At 41.8% G+C, this 22,336-nt stretch carries 20 protein-coding genes and 1 pseudogene; 10 read left to right on the top strand and 11 right to left on the bottom strand.

Annotation, left to right across the window (positions count from 1 at the left end; genetic code table 11):
• Positions 1-81 precede the first annotated feature (81 nt).
• Together rbfA and IQ234_RS06010 are read right to left on the bottom strand one after the other, a co-directional pair.
• A complete protein-coding gene (gene rbfA, locus IQ234_RS06015) occupies positions 82-468 on the bottom strand; it encodes a 30S ribosome-binding factor RbfA (protein ID WP_193956411.1) in 387 nt (128 codons plus the stop codon).
• Between the two features lie 41 nt (positions 469-509).
• Complete coding sequence (locus IQ234_RS06010) at positions 510-707, bottom strand: DUF751 family protein (RefSeq protein WP_002737592.1); 198 nt, start codon at positions 705-707, stop codon at positions 510-512.
• A gap of 547 nt (positions 708-1,254) precedes the next feature.
• Between IQ234_RS06010 and IQ234_RS06005 the strand changes: the two genes are divergently transcribed.
• Entirely contained in the window at positions 1,255-2,640 is a 1,386-nt protein-coding gene (locus IQ234_RS06005) for a carbohydrate-binding protein (RefSeq protein ID WP_193956410.1), read from the top strand.
• 496 nt (positions 2,641-3,136) lie between these two features.
• On the opposite strand, the gene IQ234_RS05995 is transcribed toward IQ234_RS06005, so the two are convergent.
• Positions 3,137-3,955, bottom strand: coding sequence for a hypothetical protein (locus tag IQ234_RS05995; protein WP_416209671.1), 819 nt, complete (start codon positions 3,953-3,955; stop codon positions 3,137-3,139).
• 95 nt (positions 3,956-4,050) lie between these two features.
• Between IQ234_RS05995 and IQ234_RS05990 the strand changes: the two genes are divergently transcribed.
• Positions 4,051-4,443, top strand: coding sequence for a hypothetical protein (locus tag IQ234_RS05990; protein ID WP_061430930.1), 393 nt, complete (start codon positions 4,051-4,053; stop codon positions 4,441-4,443).
• A gap of 381 nt (positions 4,444-4,824) precedes the next feature.
• Here the strand turns inward: IQ234_RS05990 and IQ234_RS05985 are convergent, their stop codons facing one another.
• Entirely contained in the window at positions 4,825-5,088 is a 264-nt protein-coding gene (locus IQ234_RS05985) for a hypothetical protein (protein ID WP_193956409.1), read from the bottom strand.
• Between the two features lie 173 nt (positions 5,089-5,261).
• Between IQ234_RS05985 and IQ234_RS05980 the strand changes: the two genes are divergently transcribed.
• The gene (locus IQ234_RS05980) at positions 5,262-5,795 is read left to right on the top strand and encodes a hypothetical protein (RefSeq protein ID WP_193956408.1); all 534 of its coding nucleotides are present in this window, start codon (positions 5,262-5,264) and stop codon (positions 5,793-5,795) included.
• Positions 5,796-5,820: 25 nt separating this feature from the next.
• Here IQ234_RS05980 and IQ234_RS05975 read toward each other — a convergent pair whose 3' ends face one another.
• Positions 5,821-6,186, bottom strand: a complete 366-nt coding sequence (locus tag IQ234_RS05975; RefSeq protein WP_193956407.1) for a hypothetical protein — start codon at positions 6,184-6,186, stop codon at positions 5,821-5,823.
• Between the two features lie 225 nt (positions 6,187-6,411).
• On the opposite strand from IQ234_RS05975, the pseudogene IQ234_RS05970 reads away from it, so the two are divergent.
• From IQ234_RS05970 to IQ234_RS05955, 4 genes and pseudogenes are all read left to right on the top strand, one after another.
• Positions 6,412-6,611: pseudogene (locus IQ234_RS05970) on the top strand (DUF2283 domain-containing protein).
• 108 nt (positions 6,612-6,719) lie between these two features.
• Positions 6,720-6,944, top strand: coding sequence for an AbrB/MazE/SpoVT family DNA-binding domain-containing protein (locus IQ234_RS05965; RefSeq protein WP_228008390.1), 225 nt, complete (start codon positions 6,720-6,722; stop codon positions 6,942-6,944).
• Positions 6,945-6,948: 4 nt separating this feature from the next.
• Positions 6,949-7,164, top strand: coding sequence for a type II toxin-antitoxin system death-on-curing family toxin (locus tag IQ234_RS05960; RefSeq protein ID WP_080694128.1), 216 nt, complete (start codon positions 6,949-6,951; stop codon positions 7,162-7,164).
• Between the two features lie 170 nt (positions 7,165-7,334).
• Complete coding sequence (locus IQ234_RS05955; RefSeq protein ID WP_193956406.1) at positions 7,335-10,505, top strand: CHAT domain-containing protein; 3,171 nt, start codon at positions 7,335-7,337, stop codon at positions 10,503-10,505.
• A gap of 186 nt (positions 10,506-10,691) precedes the next feature.
• Here the strand turns inward: IQ234_RS05955 and mnmG are convergent, their stop codons facing one another.
• Positions 10,692-12,599, bottom strand: a complete 1,908-nt coding sequence (gene mnmG / locus IQ234_RS05950) for a tRNA uridine-5-carboxymethylaminomethyl(34) synthesis enzyme MnmG (RefSeq protein ID WP_193956405.1) — start codon at positions 12,597-12,599, stop codon at positions 10,692-10,694.
• A 232-nt stretch (positions 12,600-12,831) separates the two neighbouring features.
• Between mnmG and IQ234_RS05945 the strand changes: the two genes are divergently transcribed.
• Together IQ234_RS05945 and cydB are read left to right on the top strand one after the other, a co-directional pair.
• Positions 12,832-14,259, top strand: a complete 1,428-nt coding sequence (locus tag IQ234_RS05945) for a cytochrome ubiquinol oxidase subunit I (protein ID WP_193956404.1) — start codon at positions 12,832-12,834, stop codon at positions 14,257-14,259.
• An 8-nt stretch (positions 14,260-14,267) separates the two neighbouring features.
• Entirely contained in the window at positions 14,268-15,281 is a 1,014-nt protein-coding gene (gene cydB / locus IQ234_RS05940; RefSeq protein WP_002753098.1) for a cytochrome d ubiquinol oxidase subunit II, read from the top strand.
• A gap of 487 nt (positions 15,282-15,768) precedes the next feature.
• Here the strand turns inward: cydB and IQ234_RS05935 are convergent, their stop codons facing one another.
• From IQ234_RS05935 to IQ234_RS05915, 5 genes are all read right to left on the bottom strand, one after another.
• Entirely contained in the window at positions 15,769-16,905 is a 1,137-nt protein-coding gene (locus IQ234_RS05935; RefSeq protein WP_193956403.1) for an amino acid ABC transporter permease, read from the bottom strand.
• Positions 16,906-16,982: 77 nt separating this feature from the next.
• A complete protein-coding gene (gene psaK / locus IQ234_RS05930) occupies positions 16,983-17,249 on the bottom strand; it encodes a photosystem I reaction center subunit PsaK (protein ID WP_002760753.1) in 267 nt (88 codons plus the stop codon).
• A 144-nt stretch (positions 17,250-17,393) separates the two neighbouring features.
• Positions 17,394-17,630, bottom strand: a complete 237-nt coding sequence (gene rpmB, locus IQ234_RS05925) for a 50S ribosomal protein L28 (protein WP_002775299.1) — start codon at positions 17,628-17,630, stop codon at positions 17,394-17,396.
• A 139-nt stretch (positions 17,631-17,769) separates the two neighbouring features.
• A complete protein-coding gene (locus IQ234_RS05920; RefSeq protein WP_193956402.1) occupies positions 17,770-18,192 on the bottom strand; it encodes a hypothetical protein in 423 nt (140 codons plus the stop codon).
• Positions 18,189-18,905: a DUF433 domain-containing protein gene (locus tag IQ234_RS05915; protein WP_193956401.1), complete on the bottom strand. Its 717-nt coding sequence runs from the start codon at positions 18,903-18,905 to the stop codon at positions 18,189-18,191. The genes IQ234_RS05920 and IQ234_RS05915 overlap by 4 nt, the downstream gene beginning before the upstream one ends.
• Positions 18,906-19,083: 178 nt before the next feature.
• Between IQ234_RS05915 and IQ234_RS05910 the strand changes: the two genes are divergently transcribed.
• On the top strand, positions 19,084-22,281 hold the full coding sequence (locus IQ234_RS05910) for a type ISP restriction/modification enzyme (protein ID WP_193956400.1): 3,198 nt from the start codon (positions 19,084-19,086) through the stop codon (positions 22,279-22,281).
• The last annotated feature ends 55 nt before the right edge of the window (positions 22,282-22,336 follow it).

Below are 22,336 nucleotides of genomic sequence, written 5' to 3'. Positions count from 1 at the left end.
CATCACCCCACACCCCACACCCTCTTTCAAGTCAGGAGACTCCGAGACAGGAGACAGGGAGAAAAAAGACGGCTAATAGTTTTATTCTTCTTCTGAATCGTCATCTTCCGGGGGTCGATCGCTTTTAATATGATCGAGAAGGTGTAACATTCGATCGCCGCGTTCAAGGGAAGAATCTTCTAGGAAGACCACTTCGGGGGTGCGTCTCAGACGGATGCGTTGACCGAGTTCGCGCCGGACGAATCCCGCAGCAGCTTTTAAACCGGCCATAGTTTCGGCCTTTGCATCTTTGTTGCCGTAGATAGACACAAAAATCCTAGCGTGTTGCAGGTCGTGGGAGAGATCCACATCGGTAACGCTAACCATACCGGCACCGACGCGATCATCTTTAATTTCCATTAATAACATTTGGCTGACCTCGCGCTTAATTAGCGAGGACACGCGAGATACTCGACGGTCGTTAGCCATAATTTTTGTCCCCTAAAAACAGCGAAACCCTTACCATTGTATCAAGCTAATCCGAGCATGGCTTTGAGGGTGAAATAAAGAAAGGCGAAAGTTCCCCCCAGAAAGCCGACAAGTGCGATCGCTGTCAGAGGATTTTTTAATAAAGGGGCCAACCAGCCGAAAAAGGCGAAGAAAATCCCTAAACTAAAGCTAATCAGATAGCGGGGGTAACGGCTCACGTTATCAAAAAAGTCGCCCATAAATTTTATTTATTATCTTTGTCCGTAAGTAATTATAGCAGTAAGCTTCGATGCTGCCACGCCGCCCGATTAATGGGACTTAACAGAATCCCTAGACTTTTGTGCTATTTAGTAGTACAACTATCTGGCTGGAGAGAAATACGGAATCACTCTACTCTAGATACAGTTAAGGGTAGAGCCATTTTCAAGATCGTGACGGGCATCGATCGATTCCTGAATTTGGGCTAACTAAAACAGGATAATTAATAGCCGGATGACAGCGATCGAATAGGGATTTTTAAAACTTAGAGCCAAACTAACTTTTGGATGGGTGCAAGGTTGGCATTGATACCTTAATACCTTAATTCAGCAATGACTAAGAATGCGGTGCTGGGGTAGAGGGTGATTAGATGGATAAATTCTAATTTTTAAGAAAATCTTAAAAAGGCTGTTGTCTGGAAAAAATCCGTCTAGGATTACGGTTATGCTCGTCGAACAGTAAGGTCGATAATAAGTTCGCAAGAATAGTTAAAATTAAACACTTAATTTCCTCATTCATGTATATCCTATGTTAAAAATTGCCACAATTCCCTATCCAATTGCCACAAAATACAAAAGCTTGTTTGGACAGAAAGAACCAATAGTAAAAAACCCTATTTGGTTGAACTGTTTTGCTCGTGGTATCGATGGTCGTGTTTATCGAAAGTGGTTCGACAACAAAGCCGGGTGGAAACCATCTGACTTTGATTGGCAACCGCTTGGGGGAGGGATTACGGATTACCCAGTTGCAGTTGCATGGTCTAGCGATCGACTTGATATTTTTGCCCGCGGTGTCGATGGCGCTCTGTATCACAATTATGGAAGTAACAACGATAAACCTTTAGCAGGATGGGAACTACTGGGTGGTCTGATTCAAGGTTCTCCCACAGTTGTTTCTTGGGGAACTAATCGAATCGATATTTTTGCTCGTGGCACGGATAATGGTATTTACCACAAGTGGTGGGATGGGAAGGGATGGAAACCCTCACAATTAGATTGGCAACCCCTGGGGGGTAACACATCTGAGCCTCCTGCCGCAGTAACATGGTCTAAAGGTCGTTTAGACGTTTTCGTACTCGGTTTAGACGGGAATGTGTATCATAACTATGGAAATGGCAATCCTAACAACTGGAGCGGATGGGAAACACTAGGTGGCTCACCGTTAAAAGGAGCGCCAACGGTTGTTTCTTGGGGGGCTGAGAGGATTGATATTTTCGTCCGGTCGTGGGATGGTAGCATTAAACACAAATTATGGGATGGAGTATTTCCCTGGAAACCATCACAATTAGATTGGTATGATGTGGGTGGTCCAATTAATACCAATAGACCGGGTACATCTGACCCTCCTGCTGCGGTTGCATGGTCCAAAGGCCGGCTAGACGTATTTATACGCGGACAAAAAGATGGGGCTGTGTATCATAACTATGGCAATGGAAGTCCTGGCAGTTGGAGTGGATGGCAATCACTGGGGGGCAAAATCCAAGGACCTCCTACAGTTGTTTCTTGGGGGACTAACAGGCTTGATATTTTTGCCCGTGGGATGGATAATGGGGTTTGGCACAAGTGGTGGGATGGCGTACCCCCCTGGAAGGGTTGGGAATTATTGGATAAACCAGTGAGTCCATCAATCGTTGTTTCTACTACAAAGAATCAAACTGGTGGAGCCATAAGGGTTAGCGGTAAAGGTTTTACCCCTGGTGGAAGAGTCAAGTTCTATGTTGAGAATCTAGTCAATCAAAAGAATCCATTCCATCTGACGGAAGATCTTGCAGATGCACAGGGACAGTTTTCGGAAAAAACTAATTTCTTCCAGGCTAACTGTTGGCCAAATCAAGTTAATCCTGCTGTAATTCGCGCAGTTGATGTGGTGACTGGTGCATCAGCAACAGGGACATCAAATGCTTATACTTGCTAATTGTTTATTAAGTTTGATCCCATCGCCTCGTAGCGACTGTTTTGATTGTCAAGGGGTAATTCAAAAAACACTCAAGCAGTTACCCTAAAACTCAAAATCTCAAGCCGAAAAAAAACGCAGGAAAAGCTAATCCGATCAGGCTAAACTAAAGCAGCTACAACTCTTGATCAGAGACAAGAAGGGGTGTAATACTAAATCTCGTTATTAGAGACTGATTATCTATTGCCCCTTTTGTCTATTGCCTATTGCCTGTCCTGATATGTAGCCTATATTCAACGGATTTAGTGTGAATCTCTGGCGCAGAAAATCCCTAAACTAAAGCTAATTAGATAGCGGGGGTAACGACGTTATCAAAAAAGTCGCCTATAAATTTTATTTATTATCTTTGTCCGTAATTAATTATAGCAGCAAGCTTCGATGCTGCCACCCCGCCCGATTAATGGCACTTAGCCACAGCCATGTTCAAGGATAATTTGATCATTTCCCCGATTGACTCTCATCGGGATTTTGGGGCATCCGGCGCGAGAATCATCAATTGTCCCTCCTTATCCTCGCGAATGGCTAGAATCGCCGGACGTTCATTTTCTGCTGACTGAGGGGATAACCCGCGAAAAACATAAGTCCAATTGTTATTTTGGATTAATAACCGCCAGACTCGCGGGGGATTAACTTTACTATCATTCGTTTCTTTTCCCCGCAGCTCTTCGAGTAATTTAGTATCACCAATAATTCGATAACCTTTGAGAGAAGGATCGGTAAAAACATCCTCTGGATTTCGACCGATCGCTATCTGTTTTTCCGGTAAAACTAAAGTGATAACCGGTAAGGTAGAAGTATCATTAACTGCATCGCGACGGGCATCGATCGATCCCTGAATTCGAGCTAACCAAAAAAGGATAATTAATAGCCAAATAACAGCGATCAAATCTTTTCGGAGAGATTCGGGAATTCCCCGGACTAATAAACCTAGTAACTGAAATTTTTGATGAAATTTCCGTTGAGATTGACTGACAATTGCATAGGATGGCAGGGGAGACAAAATCCAGAGAGTAAATTGAATCGCAAAGGCAACAGCAACCAGCGCCAGAAACGTTCGCAGCAAAGCCCCGAATTCGCCACAGAAGACCTGTATCGGCACAAAAAGGAAGGAACGCAAGGGCAAGTCCAGACGGTTAATCTCAAGGCTAAACCAGCCGAAATAGGCCCACCGATAGATCCATCCCGTAAAATAGAGAAAAATCCCCAACAAACCGAGAAGACTGGCGAAGGTTCCTAGTATCTGTGTTCCGGGAGGGGGAGAATTCGGAGCGCTCACGGCAAAATGTCCCTGATTGGCGTTTTCGATCGCTATTCTACTCGATTGATCGGGTTCTATCGCCAGTTATTTGTATTTTATCAAGGAGAATAACCATGTCCATCGACGATCCCCGACAAGTTCGTTTTTTAATTGAGAAAATGGAAGCGAGTTTACCAATCCCTGTGCGTGCAACTCCCGAAACGTTAAAAATAGCTGAAACAAAAGGCGAGCGATACAAACCCGATCACCAGTTTTCGATCGATAAAATTTTCTACACGGGAGACGAGGGGGGAATTATTTGTTTCCTAAAAAATGAATTGGGAAAACAAACGGGTCTTATCTGTTCTTTAACCCATCTACGTATCGATAACGATCATCCGTTAGCGGCGGATATTCAATCCTACCAGAAAAAGCGATCGATGCGGATCGCACTACAGGATGGTAAAACCGGAAAAGCCCTCCGTATTGCCAAACAAAACCGCCCGAACAAAGGTTTCGGAAAGTAAAAATATATTGACAAAAACCGCAGGTTGGGTTACGAGTAGCGCTAACCCACCGCATCCAATTATATTCGGGGAATAGGAATTTGATTAGTTCGTTGCTACCAGATCGTATTAACCGTTGATAATTGAATTTTTCGATCTCGGCTAATTAAGGGAACGTTTAAATATAGGGCGGTTGCCGCAATAATTCGATGTAAAGATACCAGATAACTACATGAGTATCTAAGTAGCTGGTTATAATTAAATTTAAAATGGATTTTAGGTTCGATCCCCCCTTAGTCCCCCCTTGATAAGGGGGGTGCCGATCCCCCCTTAGTCCCCCCTTGATAAGGGGGGTGTCTGATAATTTTTAACGCCTACCTACTTAAAACTTGCTTTTAACACTTAAAGAGCCTCTGCGGTAAAATCTCCCCACGCTTCTCGTCGGGTTTTATCAATATCTTCAGCCGAGGGAGCCTGTCCTAAATCGGCGCATATACCCCATAAAGAGGGACGGGGTTGATTAACTTCTGCCGATTCCGATGCCATTTCTGCGGTAATTTTTTCGATCAGTTGCCGTTTCTCGATCGCGGATAATTTTTCCGCCCACCGCATTAGCTCTTGTAGAGTCATATTTCTATCGCTTACCGCATAAAGGAGTACCTTCATAAGTTTTAACATAAAGAGAAGATAAAACGCTTCCCCTTTAACAATCCTGACGCTAAAATATGGAAAAACCCCTCTAGAAAAAACCCTAGGGTGAGTTACTGTTACTCCTAACCCACCGCATCCAAGATTGAAAACAGAACCAACTAAATCCCGATCATTCAGGCAAGGTAAAGATGAAAAAACTCTACCCAATAATAACCGCAACTAGCCTAGTTTTTATCGCCTCTCTTGCTGGCTATCATCTACCAGCCACCGGCGATCGATCTCCCGTAATCCCCGTATTCATACCGGATGATACAAAAGTATCTTTAAAAAATGGCACTTCTCTATCTGGGAGATTAATCAAGTTCGATTCTCCAACAAAAACGATCGCTTTAGGGAGAGATTCAAAAACAAAAGAAGTGGCAATGAAAGAGATCAAACAGATAGAGTTTCAAGGCAAAGTAATTATCAAAAGCGGAAGGCTTGTTATTCGCGGTTCGGGGAAAAAAAATGATCCAAACCAGAATAGACAACGCTGGACGGAACCCCTACAGAACTTCAAAATTATTGATGTTAATGAAGGAAAAGCGGAAGTAACTTTAACCTCGCTAGATTCTCTAGAAATAGGAGGGATCGAGGATGTGGTGCGTAACAGTTCCTACGTTGTTGAGGAAATTAAATTCAACCCCTCGGACAAAATTGAGATTCAAGTAAACCCGCATTAAAATTCACAAAAAAGAGGTCTATTTTTTAGGCAATTAAGGAAGACTTTAAATGGGAAAGTTGGCTGATGTATTGTTCGATTATTTTTGGTGATAGTGGATCGTTTAAGGTCGGATTAGCGAGGTCAAAGATGATGTCATTGATGAGATCTTCCTCATCTGTTTTATAGGCGATATCTTCTCTGCATTCGATGGCATCAGCCCAGTTTTCTAAGTCGGTGGCAGATAGAGCGTTATTAAGATAGCGATCGAGAATATCGATCAGATGCTCTTTTTTTAGGGTGATAATTGCTTCGCTACTGTCCCAAGGAAAGGTTTTTAGGATAGGGAGGATAGTTGATAGGGGTTGGTCAAAGTTGACTAGGGCGTTGAGGTATTCTTGTCTAGTTTTCATGGGTATTTTTGTTTGATGTGAACAGTATAAGTAGCTGGTTATAATTAAATTAAAAATGGATTTTAGGTTTGATCCCCCCTTAGTCCCCCCTTGATAAGGGGGGTTTGATCCCCCCTTAGTCCCCCCTTGATAAGGGGGGTTTCTGATAATTTTTAACGCCTACCTACTTAGTAATTATAATCTTTTGGTAACTGTCCATTTTGAACGCCGATTAAAGGGGAAACTATGAAAATAGACTATGATCAAGCTGCTAATGCTGCTTATATTCGTCGTTTTGAGGGAAAGGTTATCGATTCTGAGGAAGTAGCGCTGGGGATTGTCTATGATTACGATGAGACGGATAGGATTGTAGGGATTGAGATTTTAGGAGTCAAACAGAGAAATTCAAAAATATTGATTTTCCGTTGGAAGAGAGTGAAAAATAAGAGATTAGACAATGGTTCGGAAAGTTAATACTAAATTGTTAAGTGATGTGAGAAATTCAGGAAATATGGGAGGTGCTATAATTGATATATTTACTCAGTCAAAAAACGATGATTAAGTTAAAAGTCACAACGGTAGGGAACTCTATGGGGGTGATTTTCCCGAAAGAGTTGGTGGAGAAGCTGCGCCTTAGTAAAGGCGATATGCTCTACGTCTTGAAAACGCCGAATGGCTTTGAGCTTACACCCTACGACCCCGAATTTGTCCAGCAAATGGAAGTGGCGGAGGAAGTGATGCGCGAAGACTGGAATGTTTTGAGAAAGCTGGCAACTTAGGCTCATGAACCAGCTAATCTGGATAGCTGATGGGGTAGCTCTCGCGATTCATCACCGCCAAATAGCCGAGCATGGTGGATTAGAGGGTATTCGAGATGAGGGGTTGCTAGAAAGCGCACTTTCCCGACCGCAAAATCTTCTGGCTTATTCTAAGTCGCCTCCTGACATGGCTTCTTTGGCAGCAGCCTACGCTTACCCAGGGAACAGCAAGAAATGTTAATCGAGTCAGGGGAGAATATCAGGAATTGAGAGCTTGTTCCTGTAGTTATGATTGCCCCATCATTTTCTATTTAGAACGAGACGAAAAAACTCAAACAGATAGGATAGTTTTGATTAACATTGGAACTCATGATGAGGTGTATTAACTAATAACTGATAGCGGAAATAACTATGAATCCCAAATTTTACGCCTTACTTACCCTTTCTCTAGTGGCTACCGTCACCCTACCAGTTGTTAACGGGAAACTCTCCTCTCTCGTCCCTGCGGTAATAGCGCAAAATACGGATGGGAGGAAAGCAGAAGCCGATCAGCTTTTACAATTATGTCGCCAGAATCTTGATAATAATCAAGTAAAATTGGCGATTCAATCCTGTCAACAGGCGGTGATAGCCTACCGGCAAATTAAAGACCTTTCAGGGGAAGCTAAATCTACCGTTAATTTAGGCAATGCCTATGTTAACGACGGTCAATACCGTCAAGCTATTTCTGTTTTAGAAAATGCGGTTAAAATAGCACAAGAGTCAAAAGAACGTCGTCTAGAAGCACTTGCCTTTTTAAATCTCGGTGGGGCTTACTATGAGTTAGGAGAATTTAAGGAGAGCATAGAATTTTTTCAGCAGACTTTAATAATCGCAAAAGAAATTAAGGATGCTGATTTAGAAAAAAGTGCTGAAAAACTTTTAGTATTAATGGAAGCAGAAAAACAGCGAAAAGAAGCGGATAAGCTTTTCGAGCAAGGCGCTCAACAATATAAAATAAGTCAGTTTCGAGAAGCCTTGAAATCGTGGAAAAAAGCCTTACAAATTTATCAAGAAATCAAAAATCGCCAAGGAGAAGCCGCTTCTTTAGACAATTTAGGAAGTGCTTATCTTTCCCTCGGACAATATCAAGAAGCGATCGATCTCCACAAAAAGTCTTTAGTCATTAACAGGGAGATAGTTAATCGCCAAGGAGAAGCCAATTCTTTAAACAATTTAGGAAACGCTTACCAATCGCGTGGAGAGTATCAAACAGCGATCGATTACCATCAGCAGTCTTTAGACATCAGGAGGGAGATTAAAGATCGACAGGGGGAAGCGGCCTCTTTAAACAATTTAGGAAACGCTTACCAATCGCGTGGAGAGTATCAAACAGCGATCAATTACCACCAGCAGTCTTTAGCCATCACGAGGGAGTTAGATGATCGTTCTGGGGAAGCCAAGGCTTTAAACAATTTAGGAGTTGATTACCGCTTACTAGGACAGTACCAAAAAGCTATCAATTACCACCAGCAGTCTTTAGAAATCGCTGAGAAAATCGGCGATCTAAAAGTGCAAGCCGATTCTTTAGGCAATTTAGGAAACGTTTACCAATCCCTCGGACAATACCAAAAAGCGATCGATGACCACCAGAAGTCTTTAGAAATCGCTGAGAAAATCGGCGATCGAGGAAGTAAAGCCAGATCTTTAGGCAATTTAGGAAACGCTTACCAATCGCGTGGAGAGTATCAAAAAGCGATCGATCTCTACGAAAAGTCTTTAGTCATCACGAGGGACATAGGCCTTCGGCAAGAGGAAGGGTCTTTTTTAAACAATTTAGGAGTTGCTCACTACTTCCTCGGAGAGTACGAAAAAGCGATCGATTACCTTAAACAGACTTTAGACATTGCGAAGAAAATAGGCGATCTAAAAGGGGAAGCCGATTCTTTAGGCAATTTAGGAAGTGCTTATCTTTCCCTCGGACAATATCAGAAAGCGATCGATTACCATCAAGAGAATCGAGCCATAGCGAGGAAAATCGGGGATCTACAAGGGGAAGCTAATTCTTTAAATAATCTTGGCCTAGCTTATCAAAAGATAAATCAACCCGCAGAAGCGATCAAGAATTTGGAAGAGTCCCTCAACATTATCCTCAAGATACGGGGAGATATTTCGAGGGAAAATATTGCAGGTCAAAATCGAAAATCGTTTTTAGCCTCTAACGAAAGAACCGTTATCACCCTCGCCGAAGTCCTAATCCAACAAAACCAACCCGAAAAAGCTTTTGAATGGCTTAACCTCGCCACTACTGCCGATCTCGCCGATTACAATCGCCTGATTAATGCCAAAGTTGCTGATCCCGATGCACAAAAAGCACTTGATAACTGGAACACCGACAATCGACAACTCGAAGGAATGCGCCGACAACTACAGGATAAATACTCGGAAGAACTAGCACAACAGATCCGACAATTCGAGGAAAAAGTCTATAAAAATGCGGAAATTATCGGAGAAAAATATCCTGAAATTGCTGAACTTTTTGAAACTAAACCCACCGACATCGCCCAACTTCAGAAAAATATCGCTCCTGATACCCTCGTCATTCAACCCGTTCCCCTCCGCGATAAAGTCGCTCTATTTCTCGTTACTAGAGAAAAATTAATCGTTATTCAAAGTGATACAAAACGCGATGAATTGAATAAACTCGTCAGCGAATACCGTACCCAATTAGACAATGATAAAAATGCCTACTGGCGCGTTACCAGCAGTAAATTGTACGAGATTTTAATCCGTCCCATTGAGTCACAAATCGCCACCAGTTCCCCAAAAAATATCGCCATCATCGCCACCGGACAACTGCGCTATATTCCCTTTGAAACCCTCTACGATGAGAAAAATAAACAAGTTTTCCTAAAAAAATATCCGATTTATTATTTAACTCGCATCTCCACATCTACCCCTCCTGCGACCGAAAGAAAACCCTTACAAGGCCTAGCATTTGCTAACCCTAAACCCACCCAAGAAGAACTTAAAGGCACAGAAATAGAAGCAGAAACTATCAGCAAACTCTTTCCGGGAAGTGAAAAATATCTCGGTACAAACGCAACTCTAGATATATTCAAAAAACAAGCCTTTCGCTTCTCGATTCTCCACTTAGGAACTCACGGCTGTTTTGACCTTGCTGGCTGTCCTAATTTGGAGATGCAAGCTAATACTATTCTTTTCGCCAATAAAGAGGAATATAACATCGCCGATGCCGCATTATTAGGCTTAAAAAATACCGAATTAATCACTCTTAGTGCTTGTAAAACCGCCAAGGAAGCCAACGCAGACGGACAGGAAATATCGGGACTTGCTTACGTCCTAGAAAGAGCCGGTGCTAAATCAGTAATAGCCAGTCTTTGGAACGCGCCTGATGGCCAAAAATTTGAAGACAAATCCTATGAGGCAATTAATTCGATTATGATGGCTGAATTCTATCAAAATCTCCAGAAAGGAATGAGCAAAAGCGCATCGATGAGAGAGGCAAAATTAAGCCTGATCGAAAAGTATCCCCATCCTTATTTTTGGTCGCTATTTATTTTGATTGGGGATGCCAATTAGGTAGGCGTTAAAAATTATCAGACACCCCCCTTATCAAGGGGGGACTAAGGGGGGATCGACACCCCCCTTATCAAGGGGGGACTAAGGGGGGATCGAACCTACAATCCATTTTTAATTTAATTATAACCAGCTACTTAATTAGGCAGCCGATAAGAACTTTTAATCGCTGATAATCAGAATTATTTCCTAACTTTTAACTCCCGACATCTGCCGCATTTCTAAATACACTAATAAAGCGTTAATATCGGCGGGATTGACTCCGCCAATTCGCGAGGCTTGGCCGATGGTGGCGGGTTTAATTTTTGTTAATTTTTCCCGGGATTCCATTGACAAAGTTTCGATTTTCATGTAGTCAATATCGGGGGATAAATGACGGTTACTGTGGCGACTAATTTGGTCGATTTGATTTTGTTGTCGCTTCAAATAACCAGAATATTTAATCTCAATTTCTACCCCTTCTCTTTCGGCTAAATTTAAATCGGGATTACCCAAACCATAGCGATCGAGATCGAGATAATGCAAGCTAGGACGACGCAGTAAATCCGCTAAAGAGAGAGAACCTTTAATTTTTTGTTCCGTATCCTTAACGATGGCAATTGCCACCTGATCCCGTTCTTTAATTCTCGTTTCGTGTAGGCGTTCTTTTTCAGCGATAATATTAGTCTGTTTAGTTTGGAATAATTGCCAACGCCGGTCATCAATTAAACCAATTTCTCGCCCTAAAGGTGTTAATCTTTGATCGGCATTATCCGAGCGCAATACTAAGCGATATTCAGAACGACTGGTTAACATTCGGTAGGGTTCCCGCAGATCCTTAGTACACAAATCATCGACCAAAGTTCCTAGATAACTTTCCTCCCGGGGAAAAACAATTAACTCTTTTCCTAAAGCAAACCGGGCCGCATTAATCCCCGCCACCAGTCCCTGGGCTGCCGCTTCTTCATAACCGGTTGTGCCGTTAATTTGTCCCGCACAAAATAACCCCTCAATCTTCTTCGTCATCAGGGTTGGATAACACTGAGTTGCCGGTAAATAATCGTATTCCACTGCATAGGCAGCCCGCAACATCACACAGTTTTCTAAACCGGGTAAAGTCCGCAGCATTGCTAATTGAACATTTTCCGGCAGTCCCGTTGAAAAGCCTTGGATATAAAGTTCGGGAATATCGCGCCCTTCCGGTTCAATAAAAATTTGATGACTTTCTTTATCGGCAAAACGGACGATTTTATCCTCAATACTAGGACAATAACGCGGCCCTTTGGAGTCAATAAAACCGCCATAAATGGGGGATAAATGTAAATTATCTCTGATTAATTGATGAGTGGCCGCCGTGGTGCGGGTGAGATGACAGTTCATTTGTTCTCGTTCGATCCACACCTCCGGATCAAAACTAAACCAACGTACCTCGTCATCGGGCGGTTGCGGTTCCATGCGGGAGTAATCCACTGAACGCTTATCCACACGGGCAGGAGTGCCAGTTTTTAGGCGACCAGTCTCGAATCCGAGACGATTTAGGGTTTCTGTTAAACCCACCGCCGCAAATTCGCCCGCCCGTCCAGCTGCCATGGATTTGCCGCCAATCCAGATTTTGCCGCCTAAAAAAGTGCCAGTGGTTAAAATGACGGCTTTAGCGGCGAAACAAGTGCCGAAATAGGTTTCTACCCCTAAAACTTGCTCATTTGCCCCTAAAATCAGGTCTGTGGCCATACCTTCCCGAATAACGAGATTTGCTTGGGTTTCGACGATACCTTTCATCACTGCCGCGTATTCCCGTTTATCGGTTTGGGCGCGTAGGGCCCAGACTGCCGGTCCGCGAGAGGCATTAAGAACCCGTTTTTGCAGATAGGTGCGGTCGGCCATTTTGCCAATTTCGCCGCCTAAAGCGTCCACTTCGTGGGTTAATTGGGATTTAGCCGGACCACCGACGGCGGGGTTACAGGGTTGCCAAGCGATTTTATCGAGATTAAGGGTGAGGAGAAGGGTACGACAACCGAGACGGGCGCAAGCTAGGGCCGCTTCACAGCCGGAATGGCCCGCCCCGACGACGATGACATCAAATTCATCTTGAAAGTCTGCGGCTGAGGAGAAAGTCATACTCGATCGAGGGGAAAATTAATTAATCAGGCTAATATTCTAGCAATTTTTCTGAGTTTTCCCTCAAATACAATACAAAAATACTAACTAGATCATTCAGTAACACCAAAGCGATCGCATAAATCTAAAAACAATCTATATAATCCCTATTTACCCTTGCCTTTTCAGGGCATTACTGGCTAAGTATTATAGGTGCTTATGATATATTCACGATCGTTCAAAGATTGTAATCATGGATTTACTTGCCAATCCCGTTGCTTTGTCGCGGATACAATTCGCCATCACCGCTATTTTTCATATGCTTTGGCCGGTGTTAACCACTGGTATGGGCATCTATCTAGTTATTGTCGAAGGATTATGGCTAAAAACCCGCAATCCAGACTACTATCATCACGCTCGCTTCTGGTCAAAACTCTACATTCTCAATTTCGGCATTGGAGTTGCTTCTGGTTTACCCATGGCTTTTCAGTTTGGTATGAATTGGGCGCCTTTTTCGGAAGCAGTGGGGGACTTTTTCGGAACTATCCTCGGTTTCGAGGGAACCATGGCCTTTATGCTAGAGGCTAGTTTTCTAGGAATTATGCTGTTTGGTTGGGGACGAGTTCCCCCGTTAATTCACTTCCTAGCGACAATTCTCGTCGCTTTTGGGGCTAATCTTTCCACTTTCTGGATTTTAACCGCTAATTCTTGGCTGCAAACCCCCGCCGGTGGCATCTTCGTGGATGGTAAATTTATCGTTCAGGACTACCTACAAGCGATTCTCAATCCCTTCATGGTTAATAGTTTCCTGCATATGTTTTTCGCTACTCTGGAAACTTCTTTATTCGTCATTGGTGGGATTAGTGCTTGGTATTTGCTCAATAAACGTCACATTAGCTTTTTTAGTCGTTCTCTCAAAATTATTCTTACTCTAGCGATTGTTATCGCCCCCTTGCAAATTTTTGTCGGTCATCTTAGTGCCGAACAAGTGTATCACTATCAACCGGCTAAATTAGCCGCCATGGAAGCGCAATGGGAAACCATTCCTGCGGGAGAAACTGCCGGTTGGAGTTTGGTTGCTTTACCCAAGGATAAAGCGGAGACAAATAGCTGGGAAGTGAAGATACCTAATGCTTTGGGTTATCTTTTGGAATTAAAACCCAAGTTATCGGAACCTGTTCTCGGCTTAAAAACGTGGAAATACGAAGACAGACCGCACATGGTGGGGCTAATCTATTATTCCTTCCGGATTATGGTCGCTATCGGTCTTTTTCTTGCGTCTTTAATGGCTGTAACTGTCGGGCAATGGCTGCGCGGTCAATTATCTAACGAAAAAATCGACAGTCAAAAATGGTTACTACGCGCTTGGGTTTTTGCGGCCCCTCTGGGTTATCTTGCGGTTGAAACCGGTTGGATTGTCCGTTGTGTCGGTCGTCAACCCTGGACGGTTTACAATCAAATCCGGACGGTGGATGCTGCTTCTAAACTGCCCGCAGGCGAGATTTTAACCTCTTTAATCGGAATTACAGCGATTTATGTCGTTTTCTTGGTTTCTGCTCTCTATTTTGGCAGTCTTATTATCCGTCAGGGACCAAATCTTAACTTACCACTGCCGGGGACTCAAGAGGAAAAAGTGACCTCACAGGAGGTTAGTTCTCGTTCCCTAGAAGCGCAACAATAGGAGGAACTATGGAACCGTTACAGTATTTTTTGCCACAAATTTGGTTTTTTATTCTGGGTTTATTCCTGTTTCTCTACGTCCTCCTCGATGGTTTTGACTTGGGAGTGGGAATTCTTTCCCTGACTTCCTCCTCCGAGAAGCGTCGCAGTATTTTAATGACCAGTTTGGGCAATGTTTGGGATGCTAACGAAACTTGGATTGTCTTGATGGGGGGTTCCCTGTTTGGGGCGTTTCCCCTAGCTTACGGGACAATTTTAAACGCTTTATACCTGCCAGCAGTGATTATGGTGGTGGGGCTGTTATTTCGGGCTGTTTCCTTCGAGTTTCGTGAACATTCTCGTCGCAAGTTGTTCTGGAATTATGCCTTCGGACTCGGCAGTTTTTTGGCCGCTTTGGGGCAAGGATTCGCCCTCGGTGCGGTTTTTGAGGGCATTAAGGTGGATGAATTGGGTCATTTTGCCGGCGGCCCCTTTGATTGGTTAACATGGCGATCGATTCTAGTGTCTCTAACTTTAATCCAAGCTTATGTTTTAGTGGGTTCCACTTACCTAATTCTGAAAACTACGGGTAATTTACAGGAAGTTCACTATAAAACGGCAAAAATTGCCGCTATTACGACTTTTATCGGTGCTGTCTTTATCACTATCAGTACACCACTGCTTTCTGACCACATCCGTCAGCGTTTATTTGACCCTCGACTAATTTACATTTTTATCCTCATCCCGATTCTAGCTGTGGTCTTACTGGGTTTATTACTGCGGAGTTTGCAACTAAAGGAAGAAAACACCCCGATGGTCTGGACAGTATTGCTGTTTATGCTCTCTTTTATCGGTTTGGGATTGTTGATTTTTCCCGATATTATTCCCCCGTCCGTGACAATTTATCAAGCGGCGGCCGCCCCTAGTTCTTTGGTGTTTATGCTGACTTTTGTGGGTTTTTTAATCCCAATTTTACTAGCCTATACGGTTTATAATTACATCGTTTTTCGGGGGAAAATTACTGCTGAATCCTACGGAGAATAGATGACGTTGCCTATTTCAGATATCAATCTTCTTCGGTGGGATTTTTAAGGGGAAACTCTCTAAGCTGTTGGTAATTTAAATTGTTTGTTGAAAGGAGGCAAGAGGCAATAGTAACGGGATTGGGGCAGAGTGAGCGCATCTTAACAATCCTTGACAAAATGAACTTTATGTGAGTTGCTTGCCCAGAGAGCGATTCAGGCATATTTGAGGAGAATTGGCTATCTCAATTGTTAAGCAAAAATCGACCCATTTGGGTCGATTTCGTAACTATTCTGATTGACTGGTATCACCTGAAATGCCCATGGGGATCACAAAATTGGCTAATTGTCAATAGCTTTTGAGATGCTCTCACCCTGCATCTACGGTAATATGGACGTTTACGACCAGCGATGCTAGGGTCAAGCTGAAACATCTTTATCCTGTGTTTAAGGAGGAGGAATCGGGAGAATCTATTGCAATAAATTAGCTGAAACAGTCCACTACCTTTCTACCTTTCCTGAATTTTTACCCGTTTGTTTAATTGATTCATAGCCAAAGAAATCACCAGATTAAAGAATAAATAGGTGGCCATAACTACTATTAACATTTCCACTGCTTTTCCTGTCTGATTAGCGATGGTACTAGAGATAGCATAAATATCATTATAACCAATAGCGATCGCTAAACTAGAATTTTTAACAAGGTTTAAACATTCATTAGTTAAAGGAGGAATAATCACTGGCAAAGCTTGGGGAAAAATTACTAATCTCATCACTAATAAAGGTTTTAATCCCAAGGCTTTAGCTGCTTCCCATTGTCCCCGATTAACCGATTGAATCCCTCCCCGTACTGTTTCCGCAATAAAGGCAGCTGTATAAACAGTTAAACCGATTAGGAGAGTAGCAAACTCAGAAGAAAGATGTAAACCGAAGTCAATATTTTGATTAAGAGGATTAACTTGGGGACTTTGCCATTGTAAACCCCAGATTAGAGGAATTATAACTAGGAGTAGTAGGCTAGTTAGACATAAACTAAGTTTATTTTTTAGGGATAAAAATACTGAGAGAATTATTCCTAAAGTAATGATAGCTAAGGCTAACCATGTCCTGAAACTATTGGCGAGAAAAGGTAAATAGACTCCTGAGTTATTTAAAAATACACTGCCAAAAAACTCTAGAGATTCCTCAATTTTCGGCAGTTTCAGAAATACAGCAAAATACCAGAAAAATAATTGTAATAATAAAGGAGTATTGCGAATAGTTTCCACATAAATTGTTGCCAACTGACGAATTAACCAATTATCGGACAAGCGACCTAACCCGATGACTATTCCCAGACTAATCGCCAAAAATATGCCACTAATCATAATACGGAGGGAATTAACTAATCCCACCAAAAGAGCGCGAAAATAGGTATCGGTAGGACTGTAGGCAATAGGAGAGTCACCAATCGCAAAAGAGGCAGGTCGGTCAGGATCAAAGAGAAAGCCAAAGCCAAAACTTAAGCGTAAGCGTTGAAAATTAATCACTAAATTGCGACCAAAAAACCAGAAAATTAGACAGACAATTAACAGGATAATTACCTGTAGAAAAATCTTCTGAAATCGATCATCGTACCAAAAAGAGTTTTTTTGAGGTAAAGTCATATTTATTATATAGTCCAGAATTTTTCACAAAAGAAATCGGTGACTTTTGGCCACCGATTGAGAAAATCAAAAAATATTTAGATAACTCCGAGACGGGAGAGACCGAGGATGACACCGGCGCCGAGGACATGACCAAAACTGGTAGTACCCAGTAAAGCGCCTAATCCCATACCACCGAATAAAGCGGGGGAAGGTAAAGCAGGACCGACATTTTGTTGTTGAATAGTCGCTTTACCGAAAGCAATAGCGAGAATATTGCAGATAATCATGACAATCGCCACTTTGGGACTCCATTCGCTGGAACCTTGCACGGCGGTGGCGGCCATTAATAGGGTTGAATACATTGAAATTCTCCTGAACAGGTCGTTTTAAGTTTTTAATCTTAAAGGTAGTTTTCACCCCACATCACGCCCTGTTGCAATACTTAATAATCAAAAGCAGAGGAGTCAACCATAGGGCCGATTCGTCTCCACTCCTGAACTACTCGCTTAGTACAAATTCAAGTTTAAGCCTACTTCTTTAGCGAAGACGGCTAATCCTTTCTTTTCAATGGTTTTGATAGCTTTGGTGGAGATGCGTAGTTTTACCCAACGGTTGCCTTCCGACCACCAAACTCTTTTCCATTGTAGGTTAGCTTCTTGTAATTTTTTGGTGCGACGGTGGGAGTGGGACACCGCATAGGCGTTATTGGCCTTTTTCCCCGTCATAGTACAGACTCTAGACATAATTTACTCCTGTGCGATCGATGTTTGTCAATAGTCAACCTTTCTAGTTTAACTCAAATCTCGCCAGAAGTCCCCCCTTCCCCTGGGTGAAGTGAACGGAAATAAATTTAACAGCAAGTGGAGGGATTAAGAATAGGTTTTAAATAGTTTCTATTATTCTAGTTAATTCATTTTTATTTTTCCACAATTTTACTTGAAAATCTTGGTATATTTTGGCGATAAAAGGGGCTTGATTACCTTGGGTTATTTTTTCAATTTTATCGATTGTTTCGACAAAAATATTAATCATGGTTTGACGAGGTAAGTTACCAGAAACTAGAACAAATACTTGAGCCTGATAACGGGCTATCTGTTGAACTTCTAAAATATTTCTACCAATGTTTACATCTTTAGTTAATACTATCCATCCTCTTTGACTAACAATAGGTAGCCACTCCGTATCCGGTGCATCTGGGGCAAAATGGGCATGATGAAATTCAATTTTAACCCCTATTTCTTGCAAAGCTTCACCGATAGATTTTCCTAAAGCACGGTCGATAAAATAGGTGTATTGATAGGTCATGCCGCTTGCCAATTGGACTCGAATAAAATCGCTTTTTCAATTTGCCAAGGTTGACAATTATAATCATTGGCAATATCTTCTATAGAGTCCCCCACATCATAAAGTTCTGTGACAATTTTAGTGGGAATTCCTGTTCCTGTGATCACGGGTTTTCCGAAGGAAATATTAGGGTCTATCTTGAGGACTTTATCGCTGAAGTCTTGCCCATTTATGTCGATAGTGGGAAAAAGCCGTGTGGCGATATCTTGTTCATCCCATTCAATACGAGTTAAGAGATTATTTAAGAATTGTTTCATCGTCAATTGTCCCGAACGGGAGGCATTAATTAAATGTTCAAATTGTTCGATAAAAAGGTCAATTCCATCGGTACTAAATTGTTTTTGAACCAGAGGATGATCGGTGTTAAATTGTTCACTAATATAGTCTAGGGCAAGTCTAACTTTATCGAGAGGGATGTTATGAACTGTGCGAATAACTCTTAAAACGTGCGCTTCCACTAAGTTAGTAAAGGAAAGTTGCGGAATATTCGGATTAGGCCGTTGAATGAGGGGTAAAAACTCTTTTTGTCCTTTTTTTGTCGGGTAGGTGCGTCCTCGTACCCACGTTCTCAGAGTGGGTAAAGGAATATGGAGATAGCGCGCAGTATCGGCTATAGTGTAGGTGGGAACATTGTAGAGATGCTCTAGAGATAAGGGAGATGATACTTTGACCATCGTTAATATTTTGGTGAAGTTGTTGGGATGAGATTATCGCCTATCGATTATCTCATTTTAGCTGATTTTGGTATCCTTGAGGATAGGGATAAAGTAGGATGAGGGCATCTCAGTGGACATTGGGTCTAAATGAGGTTATATTTTATCTATAGGAGAACGTTTGTATGTCGCAACGATAATGAGTAACTCACTGCCAAAATATCTAGAGGAAATCGCGGGAATTTATCAACAGGGTAACGCCACAGAACACAGTTATCGTCCTGCTTTAAAAAAATTAATTGAATCCCTAAATAATAACCTACAAGCTCTCAATGAACCGAAAAGGATTGCTTGTGGCGCTCCGGATTTTGTGATTAATCAGGGTATGGTAGAAATTGGCCATCTGGAAGCAAAAGATATCGGAACTTCTCTGAAAAAGGTTGAAAATACTCCCCAAATAAAACGTTATTTACAGGCTTTGGGTAATTTAATTATCACCGATCATTTAGAATTTCGTTGGTATGTATCGGGAGAATTGCGTCTATCAGCGTCCGTGGCAAGTCTTAATCAAAAAAAGCAAATTAAACCTGATTCCCAGGGTATTTCACAAGTAGAACAATTGTTCTGTCAATTTTTCCTCTCAAAAGTTATTCAGATAACAACACCGCGAGAATTGGCGAAAAAAATGGCCGCTTTAGCGCAGTTAATTCGAGATGCAATCGGCCAAGCTTTAAAAGATCAAGATTGCGGGGGAATGTTGCGGCAACAATTGCAATCTTTTCAACGAGTTTTAATTAGTGATCTCAACGAAGGACAGTTTGCGGATATGTATGCACAAACAATTTGTTATGGTTTATTCGCGGCACGCTGTAATACGGATCAAATAAGTTCTTTTTCCAGGGAAACGGCAGCATTTCGACTACCGAAAACTAACCCTTTTTTGCGGGGAATTTTTCATCAAATTGCTGGTACAGAATTAGATGAGCGGATTACTTGGGCCGTGGATACTCTAGCGACTATTTTACAACAAACGGACATGGAGGGGATTCTCGGCAGCTTTGGAAAACGCACGCGCAAACAGGATCCTGTGGTTCACTTTTATGAGACTTTTTTAGCAGAATACGATAGTAAAATGCGTGAGTCTAGGGGGGTTTATTATACCCCTGAACCCGTGGTTTCTTACATGGTTCGCAGTGTGGACTATATTCTAAAAAATAAATTTCAGATTCCTAAAGGTTTAGCCGATGCCAAAAAAATTACGATTAAAAATCCTAATAATAGCCAAGAAACTCAGGAAGTTCACCAAGTTTTAATCCTCGATCCTGCTGTGGGAACAGGCACTTTTTTACACTCTGTTATCGACCATATCTATGATAGTTTTCGTCAACAACAAGGGATGTGGTCTGGTTATGTTAGTAAACATTTATTACCCCGTCTCTTTGGGTTTGAATTACTGATGGCTCCCTACACCGTAGCACACATGAAATTAGGTTTACAACTTCAGGAATTAGGCTATGATTTTAGTGCTGATGAACGCTTGGGAATCTATCTCACCAACACCCTACAGGAAGCTTTTCAAATTCCCCCCGCTGATGGTTTTTTAAATCGTATTCGCGATGAAGCAGCTGCAGCAAAAGATGTTAAGCAAGAAATGCCAGTCATGGTTATTTTAGGCAATCCTCCCTATTCCTATCAGTCGATGAATACTGACCCTTGGATTGTGAATTTGGTTAAGGATTATTATCAATTAGATGGAAAACCATTGGGAGAGAGAAACCCCAAAGGTTTATTAGATGATTATGTGAAGTTTATTCGCTTTGCTCAGTATCGGGTAGCGGAAACCGGTTATGGAGTTGTGGCGTTAATTACAAATCATGGTTATTTGGATAACCCAACTTTTCGGGGAATGCGTCAAAATTTGATGCAGACTTTTGATGAGATTTATGTTTTAGATTTGCATGGGAATAGTAAGAAAAAAGAAGTTTGTCCCGATGGTTCACCGGATCAAAATGTGTTTGATATTCAGCAAGGTGTAGCGATTGCGTTTTTTATTAAGTATCACAATGGTTGTTCAAATTTAGCTAAAGTTTATCATGCTGATTTATGGGGTAAAAGAGAGATGATTGAGAATCAATTTATTGTCGGTGGTAAGTATCATTGGTTAGAGGAAAATGATCTTTATTCTACTTCTTGGCAAGAATTACAACCTGATTCTCCTTTTTATCTATTTAAACCTCAGAATATTAATCTGCGATCGGAATACGATCAATTTTGTAAAATTACTGAAATTATGCCAATTAATAGTGTTGGTATCGTCACAGCTAGAGATAGTTTAACAATTCAACAGACCGAAGAAGAAACTTGGAATGTAGTTAATGATTTTGCAAGTCTAAGTATTGAAGAAGCAAGGCAAAAGTACAATTTAGGAAAAGATACAAGAGATTGGAAGGTTGATTTAGCACAAAAAGATATTAGGCACTCTGGTTTATTAAAAAAGAATTTAGTGCCTATTTTATATAGACCTTTTGATTTAAGATACACCTACTATACTCTTCACTCAAGAGGCTTTCACTGTATGCCAAGAGGTGAGGTAATGCAGCATATACTAGCCGGGGACAATATTGGCTTAATAGTAACCAGACAAATAACTTCTTTGAATTTTTCTCACGTCAATGTATCAGAATCATTGATTGAATTGAAAGTAGGCTCACATGATAGAAACACGCAAATTTTACCCCTTTATCTTTACCCAACTAATACCCCAACCCTATTTGAAACAGAACCAACCAACTCGCCAAATGGTCGCCGTCCTAATCTAGCGCCAGAATTTATTAAAGAACTTTCGGCAAAACTTGACTTAGAATTTATCAGTGATGGCAAAGGAGACGAAAAGAAAACCTTTGGACCGGAAGACATTTTTAACTATATCTATGCCGTCTTTCACTCTCCCCAATATCGCCAACGTTACGCCGAATTTTTAAAGATAGACTTTCCTCGTGTTCCTCTCACCAGTAATCAAGAACTATTCTGGGAATTCGTCAAAAAAGGTGACAGATTAGTGCAGTTACACCTGATGAAAGCAACGGGAAAAGAAATTAGTAGCTATCCCGTGGCGGGTTCTAATCTAGTCGAACAGGTGAAATATAACGAAAGTAAACAACAAATTTTGATTAATTATGACCAGTATTTTGCGGGGATTCCGCCCCAAATTTGGAACTTTTATATCGGCGGTTATCAAGTGTGTCAGAAGTGGCTAAAAGACCGCAAAGGTCGCCACCTTAGCTACGATGACCTAGAACATTATCAACAAATTATCTCCATTTTGGGAGAATCGATCGCAATTATGGAAACTATAGATATAATTATCAATAAATATGGTGGTTTTCCCTTTAGTTAAGCCACCATTGAGAGAAGATTAACTTAATTTTTGCCCACTGGCAAGAGTCCCTGTT

Origin of the sequence: Microcystis aeruginosa LEGE 91341, from assembly GCF_015206885.1 — a bacterium.
Lineage (GTDB): Bacteria > Cyanobacteriota > Cyanobacteriia > Cyanobacteriales > Microcystaceae > Microcystis > Microcystis aeruginosa_H.
This window is presented reverse-complemented; position numbering and strand designations above follow the sequence as displayed.

What these genes read in the sequence shown, in the direction of transcription:
- IQ234_RS05910 (WP_193956400.1), top strand. Translation starts at nt 19,084, where the DNA reads ATGAGTAACTCACTGCCAAAATATCTAGAGGAAATCGCGGGAATTTAT.
- rbfA (WP_193956411.1), bottom strand. Translation starts at nt 468, where the DNA reads ATGGCTAACGACCGTCGAGTATCTCGCGTGTCCTCGCTAATTAAGCGC.
- IQ234_RS05935 (WP_193956403.1), bottom strand. Translation starts at nt 16,905, where the DNA reads ATGACTTTACCTCAAAAAAACTCTTTTTGGTACGATGATCGATTTCAG.
- psaK (WP_002760753.1), bottom strand. Translation starts at nt 17,249, where the DNA reads ATGTATTCAACCCTATTAATGGCCGCCACCGCCGTGCAAGGTTCCAGC.
- IQ234_RS05985 (WP_193956409.1), bottom strand. Translation starts at nt 5,088, where the DNA reads ATGAAGGTACTCCTTTATGCGGTAAGCGATAGAAATATGACTCTACAA.
- IQ234_RS06005 (WP_193956410.1), top strand. Translation starts at nt 1,255, where the DNA reads ATGTTAAAAATTGCCACAATTCCCTATCCAATTGCCACAAAATACAAA.
- IQ234_RS05960 (WP_080694128.1), top strand. Translation starts at nt 6,949, where the DNA reads ATGAACCAGCTAATCTGGATAGCTGATGGGGTAGCTCTCGCGATTCAT.
- IQ234_RS05955 (WP_193956406.1), top strand. Translation starts at nt 7,335, where the DNA reads ATGAATCCCAAATTTTACGCCTTACTTACCCTTTCTCTAGTGGCTACC.
- IQ234_RS05915 (WP_193956401.1), bottom strand. Translation starts at nt 18,905, where the DNA reads ATGGTCAAAGTATCATCTCCCTTATCTCTAGAGCATCTCTACAATGTT.
- IQ234_RS05975 (WP_193956407.1), bottom strand. Translation starts at nt 6,186, where the DNA reads ATGAAAACTAGACAAGAATACCTCAACGCCCTAGTCAACTTTGACCAA.
- cydB (WP_002753098.1), top strand. Translation starts at nt 14,268, where the DNA reads ATGGAACCGTTACAGTATTTTTTGCCACAAATTTGGTTTTTTATTCTG.
- IQ234_RS05990 (WP_061430930.1), top strand. Translation starts at nt 4,051, where the DNA reads ATGTCCATCGACGATCCCCGACAAGTTCGTTTTTTAATTGAGAAAATG.
- rpmB (WP_002775299.1), bottom strand. Translation starts at nt 17,630, where the DNA reads ATGTCTAGAGTCTGTACTATGACGGGGAAAAAGGCCAATAACGCCTAT.
- IQ234_RS06010 (WP_002737592.1), bottom strand. Translation starts at nt 707, where the DNA reads ATGGGCGACTTTTTTGATAACGTGAGCCGTTACCCCCGCTATCTGATT.
- IQ234_RS05980 (WP_193956408.1), top strand. Translation starts at nt 5,262, where the DNA reads ATGAAAAAACTCTACCCAATAATAACCGCAACTAGCCTAGTTTTTATC.
- mnmG (WP_193956405.1), bottom strand. Translation starts at nt 12,599, where the DNA reads ATGACTTTCTCCTCAGCCGCAGACTTTCAAGATGAATTTGATGTCATC.
- IQ234_RS05920 (WP_193956402.1), bottom strand. Translation starts at nt 18,192, where the DNA reads ATGACCTATCAATACACCTATTTTATCGACCGTGCTTTAGGAAAATCT.
- IQ234_RS05945 (WP_193956404.1), top strand. Translation starts at nt 12,832, where the DNA reads ATGGATTTACTTGCCAATCCCGTTGCTTTGTCGCGGATACAATTCGCC.
- IQ234_RS05965 (WP_228008390.1), top strand. Translation starts at nt 6,720, where the DNA reads ATGATTAAGTTAAAAGTCACAACGGTAGGGAACTCTATGGGGGTGATT.